General features: G+C 43.9%; 13 protein-coding genes. 5 read left to right on the forward strand and 8 right to left on the reverse strand.

The features are described from left to right. Positions 1 to 89: 89 nt before the first annotated feature. Positions 90 to 524: a zinc ribbon-containing protein gene (locus I8J31_RS19895; RefSeq protein ID WP_233402928.1), complete on the forward strand. Its 435-nt coding sequence runs from the start codon at positions 90 to 92 to the stop codon at positions 522 to 524. 52 nt (positions 525 to 576) lie between these two features. Here the strand turns inward: I8J31_RS19895 and I8J31_RS19900 are convergent, their stop codons facing one another. From I8J31_RS19900 to miaB, 6 genes are all read right to left on the reverse strand, one after another. After that, positions 577 to 1269: a glutathione binding-like protein gene (locus I8J31_RS19900; protein WP_199470337.1), complete on the reverse strand. Its 693-nt coding sequence runs from the start codon at positions 1267 to 1269 to the stop codon at positions 577 to 579. A 228-nt stretch (positions 1270 to 1497) separates the two neighbouring features. Then, positions 1498 to 3084 carry an apolipoprotein N-acyltransferase gene (lnt, locus tag I8J31_RS19905; RefSeq protein WP_233402929.1) on the reverse strand — a complete coding sequence of 529 codons (1587 nt, stop codon included), beginning with the start codon at positions 3082 to 3084 and terminating at the stop codon, positions 1498 to 1500. Position 3085: 1 nt separating this feature from the next. Next, positions 3086 to 3952, reverse strand: a complete 867-nt coding sequence (locus I8J31_RS19910) for a CorC family transporter (protein WP_199470338.1) — start codon at positions 3950 to 3952, stop codon at positions 3086 to 3088. Positions 3953 to 3964: 12 nt separating this feature from the next. Beyond that, entirely contained in the window at positions 3965 to 4429 is a 465-nt protein-coding gene (ybeY, locus tag I8J31_RS19915; protein ID WP_199470339.1) for an rRNA maturation RNase YbeY, read from the reverse strand. After that, entirely contained in the window at positions 4429 to 5475 is a 1047-nt protein-coding gene (locus I8J31_RS19920) for a PhoH family protein (RefSeq protein ID WP_199470340.1), read from the reverse strand. Before I8J31_RS19920 ends, ybeY begins: the two co-directional genes overlap by 1 nt. Before the next feature lie 51 nt (positions 5476 to 5526). Next, on the reverse strand, positions 5527 to 6882 hold the full coding sequence (gene miaB, locus I8J31_RS19925; protein WP_199470341.1) for a tRNA (N6-isopentenyl adenosine(37)-C2)-methylthiotransferase MiaB: 1356 nt from the start codon (positions 6880 to 6882) through the stop codon (positions 5527 to 5529). A 192-nt stretch (positions 6883 to 7074) separates the two neighbouring features. On the opposite strand from miaB, the gene I8J31_RS19930 reads away from it, so the two are divergent. Continuing rightward, the gene (locus I8J31_RS19930) at positions 7075 to 7797 is read left to right on the forward strand and encodes a hypothetical protein (RefSeq protein ID WP_199470342.1); all 723 of its coding nucleotides are present in this window, start codon (positions 7075 to 7077) and stop codon (positions 7795 to 7797) included. A 51-nt stretch (positions 7798 to 7848) separates the two neighbouring features. On the opposite strand, the gene I8J31_RS19935 is transcribed toward I8J31_RS19930, so the two are convergent. Further along, on the reverse strand, positions 7849 to 8307 hold the full coding sequence (locus I8J31_RS19935; protein ID WP_199470343.1) for an EVE domain-containing protein: 459 nt from the start codon (positions 8305 to 8307) through the stop codon (positions 7849 to 7851). A 221-nt stretch (positions 8308 to 8528) separates the two neighbouring features. On the opposite strand from I8J31_RS19935, the gene I8J31_RS19940 reads away from it, so the two are divergent. From I8J31_RS19940 to I8J31_RS19950, 3 genes are all read left to right on the forward strand, one after another. After that, a complete protein-coding gene (locus tag I8J31_RS19940; RefSeq protein WP_233402930.1) occupies positions 8529 to 9413 on the forward strand; it encodes a histone deacetylase family protein in 885 nt (294 codons plus the stop codon). Next, positions 9400 to 10428, forward strand: coding sequence for an MsnO8 family LLM class oxidoreductase (locus I8J31_RS19945; protein WP_199470345.1), 1029 nt, complete (start codon positions 9400 to 9402; stop codon positions 10426 to 10428). Before I8J31_RS19940 ends, I8J31_RS19945 begins: the two co-directional genes overlap by 14 nt. Before the next feature lie 81 nt (positions 10429 to 10509). After that, positions 10510 to 11403, forward strand: coding sequence for a hypothetical protein (locus I8J31_RS19950; protein WP_199470346.1), 894 nt, complete (start codon positions 10510 to 10512; stop codon positions 11401 to 11403). 212 nt (positions 11404 to 11615) lie between these two features. Here the strand turns inward: I8J31_RS19950 and yqfB are convergent, their stop codons facing one another. Beyond that, positions 11616 to 11861: a N(4)-acetylcytidine aminohydrolase gene (gene yqfB / locus I8J31_RS19955; protein ID WP_199470347.1), complete on the reverse strand. Its 246-nt coding sequence runs from the start codon at positions 11859 to 11861 to the stop codon at positions 11616 to 11618. Positions 11862 to 11978 lie beyond the last annotated feature (117 nt).

Below are 11978 nucleotides of genomic sequence, written 5' to 3' on the forward strand. Positions count from 1 at the left end.
AATGAATGTGCTTTTACCAACAGAGTCTGAAAATATCCGCTATTTTATAGGGATGATGCTTCAATGAGAAGGCGCATAAGGGAGGAGTTATGAATTCTATGAAAAAAGATCACCTAAAAAGTGAAATAGATTCCAGTTTAGTGGAAGAAGCTCGTAAAACATTGCTCGGGGCTAAGGATTGGTTACTAGAAGATATGGCGTTAATGACGGCTTATTGGCACGACAAAATGGGCTACACAGAAGCTTGGGTCGATGCCAACTGGCATTTGGTGTTAGAAGAAGGGAATGAGCTGATTGATGCCTTAGATGAAAAGGAAGACGCGGCATTGCTATGGCTAATTAATAATGTCAATAATAATCCTGTGCCATTAGAGGAGTGCCATGTGGCAGGTGATAACGTGGTAGCAGGCACTTATCATTGTATGGCTTGCAGGCATGATAACGTCATTGAAAAAGCGCAGCCACTGCCGACTTGTGAGGTGTGTCACTATGGTTTGATGTCAAGCCACGGTGGCAACGAATAAAACTAGAACAAGGCCATCAATAGCGCCTTGTTCTATGGTTTGTTGTAAGTGCTTATTTGGCACAGACCTTAATGCCGCGCTGGTATGCAGGGCGACTGGTGACTCGACTGCGCCATGCCATGACATGTTTAAATTCGCCGAGGGCTAAGGTATCTCTTGCACCATAGAAAATATCCACACATTCAATCCATGGACACATGGCAATATCAGCGACGCTGTAATCTTTGCCCATAATAAAATCACGGCCTTCTAAGCGCTTATCGAGCACAGCCAATAAACGTTTTGATTCATTCAAATAACGTTGTTTTGCATAGTCGTCGGTGCTTTTTTCAGCGGGCAGTTTCAAGAAATGGCCAAATTGACCAAACATGGGGCCCACATGGGCCGCTTGAAAGAATAACCACTGCATGCATTCAATGCGTTCTCTTGGGTCCGTTGGTAAAAGTTGTCCGGTTTTTTCTGCCAAATACAGCAAAATAGCCCCGGTTTCCATGAGAAATATTTGTTCACCATGGGGGCCATTTGGATCACTTAGGGTCGGGATTTTACCATTCGGCGAAAGGCGTCGATAATCTTCGTCATTTTGATCGCCTGCTGTGATATCGATCAGATGAGCATCATAAGATAAGCCCATTTCTTCCAAGGCAATGCCGATTTTTTGGCCGTTAGGGGTGGCTAGAGAATACAGCTGAATGTGATCTGGGTGCAGGGCAGGCCAGCGTTTAGGGAACCAGTTACTAGTCATTTTTTCTCCTAAAGATGAATTGAGGCCTTTGCACGACTGCTGTGCTTACCAATACATTGTTAAAAATAGACTCAAAGTGCTCATTTATAACCCATAAACTCCGCTTTTTCGTCTATTTTTGCCTCGTCTTGGCTTTGCTCGCGACTTCGTGCAAATGTCTCAAGTTAAAACGATCCATGTCGTCGAATAGTATTGCACATAGTACCGTTACTATATGCGTTCAAATTACTATAGTGTTCCAATAAATTCGTATCTCTGCCGTGTGAGTTTATGGTTTAAATAACAAAACAGTATACAAATAATTAACAAACTTAGTGTCGGCCAGTACCCCCAATGTACATAGGGGGTAATGCCACTGAATGCTTTGGCTTCAGCGGTGAGCGTTGTTCTTTCAAATTGCGGGGCTTGCGCGACTATGCCACCTTTTTCATTGATAATGGCCGATACGCCTGTGTTGGTGGCACGAATCACATAACGCCCCGTCTCTTTGGCACGAAATTGGGCAATTTGTAAATGTTGCCAAGGGCCGAAGGAAGTACCAAACCAACCGTCATTACTGATGGTGACTAAGAAATTGCTGTCACGTACCATTTTCCTTACTTGTTCAGCATAGACGATTTCATAGCAAATAAAGGGAGCCACTCCCCATTCGCCCACCTGTAGAACTGGCTGGTTGCTGTCGCCAGCTTCAAAACCGGAGATAGGCATGTCGAAGACATCTAAAATGGGCCCAATCCATGAGGAAAAGGGGATGTATTCACCGAATGGTACTAATCGACGTTTGTAATATAAGCCAAAACCGTTGCCGGTTGCCCAAATCGCATTGTAATAGGCACCAGTATCCGCATTTCTATCTGGTACTCCGGTGATTAAGGTGGTTTGACTGTCTTCCAGTTCTTTACGAAAAGGCGCTAGATAGGGCTGTATTTGTGGGTATAAGTAGGTAATGGCTGTTTCAGGCCAAACCACGAGATCACTGTCTAGATGCTCTACAGTCGCTTGTTGATAATAAGTGAGTGATTCTCTGGCTATTTTACGTAACCATTTTTCATCTTGTTTGATATTACCTTGCACTAGGGTGGTTTTTAACGTGCCAGTTTGTTTTACCCATTCGATAGGGGAGTAGGAGAGGTAGGCGGCTCCAGACCAAATCACCAATAGCACCAAGTATAAAACGAGCGGGTTACTACGAACCAATATGGTATTGGCCATCACACTGGCTGTTAATAGGACGGCTGCGCTGCTGAGCCAAATACCCCCGATGGGTAAGAGTTCAAACAACCAAGTATTCTGAATTGCATAACCGGGTAATAGCCAAGGAAAGCCTGTAAATAAGGTGCTTCTGGCAAATTCGGCGAGTAGTAAGCAGAGGCTAAGCCATAAACTCGAAGGCAGTTGTGTAAATTTCTGCATGAGTTGCCAAGCTAGCCAAGCAGCAAGACTCCAAAAGACACATAATATGGCGACAAAGGAAAAGGTAATTAACCCTGCGATGAGCTCTCCTACTTGGCCGTATTCAGCAATACTGATATAGATCCAAGATACGCCTGTGCCAAAAAAGCCAAGAGCAACCGAAGTGCCACGCCAGCCAGCGGATTTGGCGGATGGGCTGGTAATAATGAAGGCGCTGAACACCACAATGCTAATAAAGTAGCCGGGCCAAAAATGAAAAGGAGCAAAGCTGGTGGCGCCTAAGGCCCCCGCCAATAACCCTATGATGCCAACAATGGCAGAGGGAAGAGAAGAAAGGGACTGATGTAAACGAGGCGTCCACCCCGTCTTTGTGTTCATTAAGTCGGGGTAGGAGCGTGACATCTTATTCCACTTCACTCTGTTCAGATTTGGATACTTGAATCGTTTTCACGCGTCGCCCGTCTGATTTCACGACACGGAAATTTAGTTCATTAAAGAAGAGTTCTTCACCGCGCAAGGGGACATGGCCGAACTGTTGAACGAGAATGCCGCCTATGGTGTCGAATTCTTCTTCACTCAGTTCGACCTTGAAGAATTCATTAAAGTCTTCAATGGCGTAAAGTGCGGGAACCAAGTAAACCCCTTCTGTTTCTGTTGTTTGAATATCGTCGTTTTCTAGTTTGTCGGTTTCATCTTCAATTTCACCGACAATTTGCTCTAGTACGTCTTCGATGGTCACTAAGCCAGATACGCTGCCATATTCATCTAAGACCATGGCCATGTGGTAACGCTTGGTTCTAAAGTCATTCAGCAGAACGTTTAGACGTTTACTTTCTGGAATGAAGTTAGCTGGACGTAGACAGGCCAGAATGTCTTCTGTGGTGATTTCTTCTTTTTTAAAAAGGAGAGGCAGTAGGTCTTTAGCAAGCAGTACGCCTAGAATCTCATCTGAATCTTCGCCAACCACAGGGAATCTTGAATGAGAGGCCTCAATGACTTTACGTAATGAGGTTTTTGGATCGTCTTCAGATTGGATCACCACCATTTGCGATGGTGGGATCATGATGTCACGTGCTTGAACTTCAGATACTTCTAATGCACCTTCTACAATGGTAAAGGCGTCACGGTCAATAACATCGGACTTCACCGCGGCTTCTAGTAGTTTTACAATGTCCTCACGACTGCGAGGTTCATCGTTAAAGGCTTGGGTTAATCGCTCAAACCAAGATTTTTGTTGATCGTTGGAGTTACTCGATCGGTCTTCACTCATGGGGCTGTGAACTCACTCTTTTATCAAATAGGGGTCGGGGATTGATAGGGAGGCGAGTAATTGCGTCTCTATGGCTTCCATTTCGTCTGCTTCATTGTCATTTATATGGTCATAACCACATAAATGCAAGATGCCGTGAATTGTCATATGAGCCCAATGGTGCAACAGCTCTTTTTGTTGCTCAGCGGCCTCTTGAACCACGACGGGAGCGCAAATAACCAGATCACCTAGCAATGGGAGTTCCATACCTGGCGGGGCTTCAAAGGGGAAAGACAAGACATTAGTGGGTTTGTCTTTGCCTCGGTATTCATGGTTTAGCGCATGGCTTTCATCGATATCGACAAGGCGAATGGTCACTTCAAAATCTTTATCTGAATTAGCAAGCGCTTTGTTTACCCAGATAATGAAATCTTCTTCGCTAGGGAGCTTGCTTGTGAACTCTGTAGCAATTTGTAAATCCAGCTCTAGATTCGCCATTATTTATCACCAGTAGAAGGTGGTGCTTGTGCTTCAAGACGAGCTTGAGCACGGGCCTTTTTCTCTTCTTCTGTTTCTAAATCAAAACGGTCATAAGCTTCCACTATGCGCTGTACCAGTGGGTGACGAACCACATCGGCTGAGCTGAATAGTGTCATACTAATGCCGTCAACACCTCGTAGCACATGCATCGCATGGGCAAGACCCGATGAGGTACCGCGGGGTAAATCGACCTGAGTGGTATCACCAGTAATAACTGCCGTAGAGCCAAAACCAATGCGCGTCAAAAACATTTTCATTTGCTCTCGCGTGGTGTTTTGGCTTTCATCAAGAATGATGAAAGAGTTATTAAGAGTCCGACCGCGCATAAAGGCGAGAGGGGCAATTTCAATGACGTTTTTTTCGATCAGCTTGTCGACCAACTCGAAGCCCAGCATTTCGTATAGAGCATCATAAAGAGGGCGTAAGTAGGGGTCGATTTTCTGTGACAGATCACCTGGTAAAAAGCCTAGTTTTTCACCCGCTTCCACCGCCGGGCGTACTAGCATAATGCGTTCTACGCGGTCTGCTTCTAAGGCTTCAACAGCGCAAGCAACGGCTAAATAGGTTTTACCCGTGCCCGCAGGGCCAATACCAAAGTTGATATCGTGTTTGCGGATTTGCTTGACGTAACCTTGTTGGTTTTTGCCCTTAGGCTTGATAAAAGCCTTGCGGGTTTTGATGACCAATTGGTCGCCTTTTTCTTTCTGAGTTTTGCTCAGAGATTCAATAGCCGACTCTTGTAGATAGAGGTGAATCATCTCAGGGGTAATTTGGGTCTTAGCGAGCGCTTCACGATAGATGTTTTCTAATAATGTTTTGCCTGCCGCCACATGATTGGCATCTTCACCGGATATATCAAACAATTCTGCGCGATAGCGAATGCTAATCTCAAGTCGCTTTTCTATGAGCTTGATATTTTCATCTAGTCGTCCACAGAGCCCCACCAAGGCATCAGCGTCGGCGGGAAGTAGGCGTATTTGTTGAGTTGTCAGTGTGGTTTCCAAAAGTTACCTTTTTTAGCGAAGTATTTTAGTGTCGTTTCTTCATACTGCTTTTTACTGAAGAACAAAATCATTTTCGAGTTCAGAGCTAACCAATTCACCTAACAGAGAGTTAGGGTAAGCATCTGTGATCACCACATCGGCAAATTTACCAATCAGTTGTGGGTCAAAGGCGCGGAAGTTAACAATGCGGTTGTTTTCCGTCCGACCTTGAAGCTGGCCTGGATCACGAGGTGAGTAACCGCTAATAAGAATGCGCTCCACATTACCGACCATATTTAAGCTAATGTCATAAGACTGTTGGCTGATACGACGTTGTAGAATGGCTAAGCGTTCTTTTTTAACCTCATCCGGTGTGTCATCTTCTAGGCTAGAAGCGGGTGTACCTGGACGTTGGCTGTAGACAAAACTGAAAGAGTGGTCGAAACCTATTTCTTGAATCAGGTTCATCGTATCCATAAAGTCTTCGTCGGTTTCACCGGGAAAGCCAATAATAAAGTCAGATGACAAGCTAATACCCGGGCGGGCTGCTTTAATACGATTCATTTTGTCTATGTAATACTGGCGATCATGGCCACGTTTCATTGCGCTTAAAATATTGTCTGCGCCACTTTGCACGGGTAAATGCAGGTGGCTGACTAACTTAGGCTCAGTGCGAAAGGCTTCGATCAAGCTGTCAGTAAATTCAACAGGATGAGAGGTAGTAAAGCGAATACGTTCGACCCCATCGATTTGTGCAACCGCATGGATAATATCGGCCAAATCTGCTTCATCACCTTCTGCGGTTTCACCACGATAGGCGTTAACGTTTTGGCCGAGTAAATGAATTTCACGCACACCTTGTTCGGCCAGTTGAGCGACTTCGACTAGAATGCTGTCAAATGGGCGGCTGACTTCTTCGCCACGAGTATAAGGTACGACACAGAAAGTACAGTATTTGCTGCAACCTTCCATGATAGAAACAAACGCTTCTGCCCCTTCAACTCGGGGAGCTGGCAAATGGTCAAATTTTTCGATTTCAGGGAAGGTAACATCCGTAATTGGAATGTGCTTCGCGGCGGCATTCACCATTTCTGGCAGTTTGTGCAGGGTTTGTGGTCCAAAGATCATGTCCACATGCTTAGCACGTTTGCGAATAGTATCGCCTTCTTGGCTTGCCACACAACCGCCCACACCGATCACTAGGTCGGGATTTTTTTGCTTAAGCTTCTTCCAACGACCAAGCTGGTGAAAAACCTTATCTTGGGCTTTTTCACGAATAGAGCAGGTGTTAAGCAGTAATACATCTGCTTCGTCTGCGTTATCAGTCAGTTCCATTTCATGGCTATCGCCAAGTAAATCCGCCATGCGAGACGAATCATACTCATTCATTTGGCAGCCGTGAGTTTGAATAAAGAGTTTTTTTGCCATTTAACTTATAAACCTAAAAAGAATTCGTCTAATTGACGTTGCGCCCATTATATTGAGCTTTGCTTACGAATCCCATAGGTGACCTGAATTCCCTTCATTTAAAGTGAAAATAATTACAATTTTGCTACTGACGCTTTCGTAAGATAGCATTCACAATAGTGAATCCATTGCTTACTTAGGTATAAACGTATTTTGACATTATTTTCTCGTATCCTTTTAGTGGTCGCTTTTTGCAGTGGATTCGTTCAAGCACAGGAATCCATGGATGGAAAAGAAACGGCTAAGGAGAATAAAGATGATCAGGCTAATTTTGAGTTTGGTTTGGGTTATGGCTTAGCGAATGAAAAATCATTATTGAATATTGATTTTAAAATTAACATTCCTCTTAGCGAACGTTACTCAACACAGGTGTTGTTGAACAGTAATTATTTTATTACTGGGTCTTCTGAGGATAGCTTTGCTCAATCTGAATTGTCTTCTAATTGGTTTGCCCGTTATGGCTATGGACGACTTGGTGTGGGCATTGGCATTGGTGAACTGGAGCCAAAGAATAAAAGCAAAGAAACGGATCGGGCGGTTATTGGGCGTTTTATGGGAGACCTTTACCTAGGGGCTTTTACGCTAATAAGCAACTATGCCAGCTATGATAGAAACTTAAGTAATGTGAGCAGCACACGATTAGGCCTTAGTTACTATCTTGATGACGACATGCGTGTTTCTCTCTATCGGGAAAAATTCAGTAATTTTGGTAATGGTTGGCGATTAGAGACTTATTTTCAGCCGGAAAAATACGAGCAAAAAGGCAGTCTAGGTTTGATTGTCAGAACGGGTGATGAATACGATTACGCTGGTGTTGTGGTGCAGTATTACTTTGACAAAAGAATTTCGTTAAAACAGCGTGAGCGCACCTATTAATTCTAAATGAGTAGAAAGTTTTTGACGCTGCACCGTTGAGATCGGTAGTTTCTATGTTTTTAATATCTTTATTATGTAATCCCACTCTTCTTGTGTGACGGGCATAATTGAAAGTCGACTCCCTTTCTTGGTTAATATCATGTCACTGAGTGCTGGGCTTTGTTTGAGCTCAGCAAGAGTGACCACCTTTTGCCATTTCTCTACAAATTCAATGTCTACCATAAACCATCTAGGGTCTTCAGGTGTCGACTTAGGGTCAAAATAAGCACTGGTTGGATCCCAGCTGGAGTGGTCCGGATAAGCCTCTTTGCAAACCCTTGCTGTGCCTGCAATGCCGGGAGTGGGGCAGCTTGAATGATAAAAAAACACCTGATCCCCAGTTTGCATGGCGCGCATAAAATTACGCGCTTGGTAGTTTCTTACGCCATCCCAAGGGGACTGGTTTAACGCGTGTAGATCCTCGATCGAAAAGGCATCGGGCTCAGACTTCATTAACCAGTAATTAGACATAACATCCTCGGTGCATAATGAAAAATTCTCTAAGATACTATCGACAATGGTAGGGTGATTACAACTAAATCTAGCGTTTTTTCTATTAGGAAAGAACGACTTTTGCTAGTATAAAAGCTTCTTCTTTTACTAAGCCATTTGCTTGTATGAATGCTGCTTTATTGCCTCTTATATTTCATCCCCATTACAGTATTCCGTTCCCCACAGGACACCGTTTTCCCATGTCTAAATTTAGATTGTTGGCGAAAACATTAAGAGAGCAGGGCATCTTAACGGATGAAAATGCATACCCCCCAGAGCCCTTGTCACTTTCTGTACTTATGGATGCCCACGAAAAACATTATGTACAACGCTTTATCCGTGGCGAACTTTCCCCGCAAGAAGAAAAAGGCATTGGTCTACCTTGGTCCGAATGGCTGGTGGAACGAACCTTACGCGCTGTATCCGGCACCATACTCACCAGTGAACTGGCATTAAAACACGGCTTAGCCTGTCATCTGGCTGGCGGCACACACCATGCTCACCCTAGTCACGGCGCCGGTTTTTGTATTTTCAACGACCTCGCCGTAGCGGCATTGGCGCTTGTTAACTCAGGCAAAGCGAAAAAAGTACTTATTCTGGATTGCGATGTACACCAAGGCGATGGCACCATCGCCTTCTTTAAAAACCGAACCGATATCCTCCCCGTGTCGTGGCATTGTGAAGAAAACTATCCGCAACAAAAACAAAGTGGCGGCATTAACATCGCCATCCCTAAAGGGGCTAACGACAGCGAATACCTAACGATCCTTAGAGAAACCTTGCCGAGCTTATTAGCAGAACATCAACCAGATTTCATCTTTTATGATGCGGGGGTAGACGTACACAAAGACGACCGACTCGGCTACGTCAACCTTACCGACAAAGGAATCTTGGCAAGAGACCAATATGTTATCGAAACCTGCATGGCACTCAACCTACCCACCGCCTGTGTTATCGGCGGCGGTTACGACAGGCAAGAAGAAAAAGTCGCGTGGCGACATAGTCTATTGTACCAAGCTGCGAATCAGGTTTGGCAAAAATATCTACCCCATGGAGCAAAAGGAAAATACGATGCAGGACCTTAAACTCACCGTGCTTGATCAAAGCCCTGTTCACCCGAATGAAAGCGCTGCGCATTCAAGCAACGCAGGGCAAATGTCGATTGAACTGGCGAAAACGTGCGATCAGCTAGGTTATGCTCGTTATTGGGTGGCCGAACACCACAACAGCCCACAGTTTGCTGGCCCTTGCCCAGAAATACTCATAGCTGCCATCGCCAGCGTTACCCGTAACATGCGAGTTGGAAGTGGTGGCGTCATGTTAAGCCATTATAGTCCGTATAAAGTGGCTGAAACCTTTAACATGCTGAATGCCTTGTTTCCCAACCGAATCGATTTAGGCATAGGCCGCGCACCGGGTGGCGACGCACTGGCATCTTCCGCCTTGGCATGGCCAAGCCAACCTCTCGATAGCAGCACCTATCCGGGGCAAGCGTCTATTTTAAAAGCCTTATTGGAACAAAACTTACCTGACGACCATGCTTGGGCAGACTTACACATCAGCCCAACATTAAGCACGGCCACAGAAAACATAGCACCAGAAATGTGGATGCTCGGTTCCAGCGGTGGCAGCGCCAAACTCGCAGGCCAAGCAGGCATGAACCTCGCCCTCGCACGCTTTATTTCTCCAGACCACTGTCACCCAGATATCTTCGACGCTTACGATCAAGCCAGAGCCGAAGCAGGGCACAAAGAAAAAGCCAACCGTATGCTCGCCATTGCCTGTTTTTGTGCCGACACCCAAGAAGAAGCCGAACTACTCGCCAGCACCGCCGTGTACCGTAAAATGCGATTGCAACCTAAAGGACAAGAAGACCTACTCACCCCCGAAGCCGTGCAAAACCTACGTAAACAATTTACCCCAATCCAAGAAGACCAATATCGCCACCTTATGGAAGGCTATACCGTCGGCACACCAGAGCGTTGCAAAACAGAAATAGACACCCTCGCCAAGGCCTTCGGCACCAACGAAATCGCACTCGTCACCGTCACACACGACTTTGCCGCTAGACTGAAAAGTTATCAGTTATTGATGGGGTGATTAGGAAGGGAGTGGGACTTGCTCTTGAAAGGGGGAAGAACCCTTTAATTAAGCTTGGGTCTCTCTATTTAAGGAGTTTTTATGTTTATATATTTAGACCTCAATATTATCAGTAGCATAGCTACTGGTGATCTTATTCTTGAAGCTTTACCTAATGACGAGTTTGTTTTTTCTAAACTTCATATTCAAGAGATATTGAGATCTAATGATCCCTATAAATATATTGATGTTTTGGAGCAAATTGATGCTAAGTATTTAGTCCCAGTACTTTCTGGAAACCCCCTTCTCATAAGTCATTGTGTTATTTCCACTGAGTATATTTTACCTAGTATTGTGTATGAGGAAGAAAGGCAACGTCCCATGGTTCCCCATTCATATTATGATGCTTTGGCTTGGAGTAATGGTTATGAAGATGAAGGGGAGCTTGATCGATTTTCATCTGATCTTGTTCGCTCTGCTCGGGAGGCGATTGAGAAAATTAATTTTAATAAAGAGCTTAAGGAAAATTTTCTGAAGTGTGTGGACATTGCTGAGGCTAAAGTTGATGAACGGATACAAAAAATAAAATATCTAGGTAATGACAATGAGGCTTATCGAAAAATGATAGGTTCATTTAGGGGAGCACTGAATAATCTTCAAAGCCCTGTAATATTCAATATATGGGGACATTTAAACAAAGAAAAAATTGGCGATAATACACCAGAAGAATTTTTTGGCTTTCAAAGAGCTCCATATGAAATTTATGGAATCATAATGTGTTGTGGCGTTTTTGATAAAATAGGTTATCAAGCAGAAGCTAAGAAAATCAAAAGTTCTGACAAACAACCAAATGTACAAAGTGATGCTTACCATATAGCGTTTGCATCGTATTGTGATAAATTTATTTCTTTAGATAAAAAATCGATTCACCGCGCTAAAGCCATTTATGAATTTAGGAGGATAAAAACTGAAGCAATCTTGTTAAAGATTAATTGAGATAAACTGGAGTTAAGGTTTAGAAGCGGTCAAACATAGAATAATAGTCATTTTAGAACCTAGCTGTTGGTAGTTAGCTCAATGGTTTCAGGAAAAATTATTATCTGATGAGCGTAGATTGTTAGGGTAAAGAACACTCAATAAAGTTACATCACAACTTTGAAACGGATGAAATATAAACTGTTTTCGGTTACATAAATCTTGCGCAAAATTCATTTAAGAATAAACACAAAGGGTAAATTCTCTGCTTTGGCATGTGTTCGGTTTAGCTTATTAAACTCAACTGGCTCGATGCTTAGAATTTCTATCTGACAGATTTTACAGTTATCTTCGTGAGTATAAGCATCTAGAATCTGCCCCACGGAATAATGACTCTCTGATTTATCGCGGATTGTTGTCGTCTTTTTACCAGAGACAATTTGACGTTCCAGTCGCGAGAAAAAAGTAATCTTATCCAACTTACTTACCTCCATTTCTTTGCTAAGCCTTTTAAACAGCGACTCTGGCTTTTGAAATCATATAATTTTACTCTACCCCTGAGGGATCCCCACGAATTTCACGTCAAAATACTCGAT

The organism is Marinomonas transparens (assembly GCF_016463975.1).
Lineage (GTDB): Bacteria > Pseudomonadota > Gammaproteobacteria > Pseudomonadales > Marinomonadaceae > Marinomonas > Marinomonas transparens.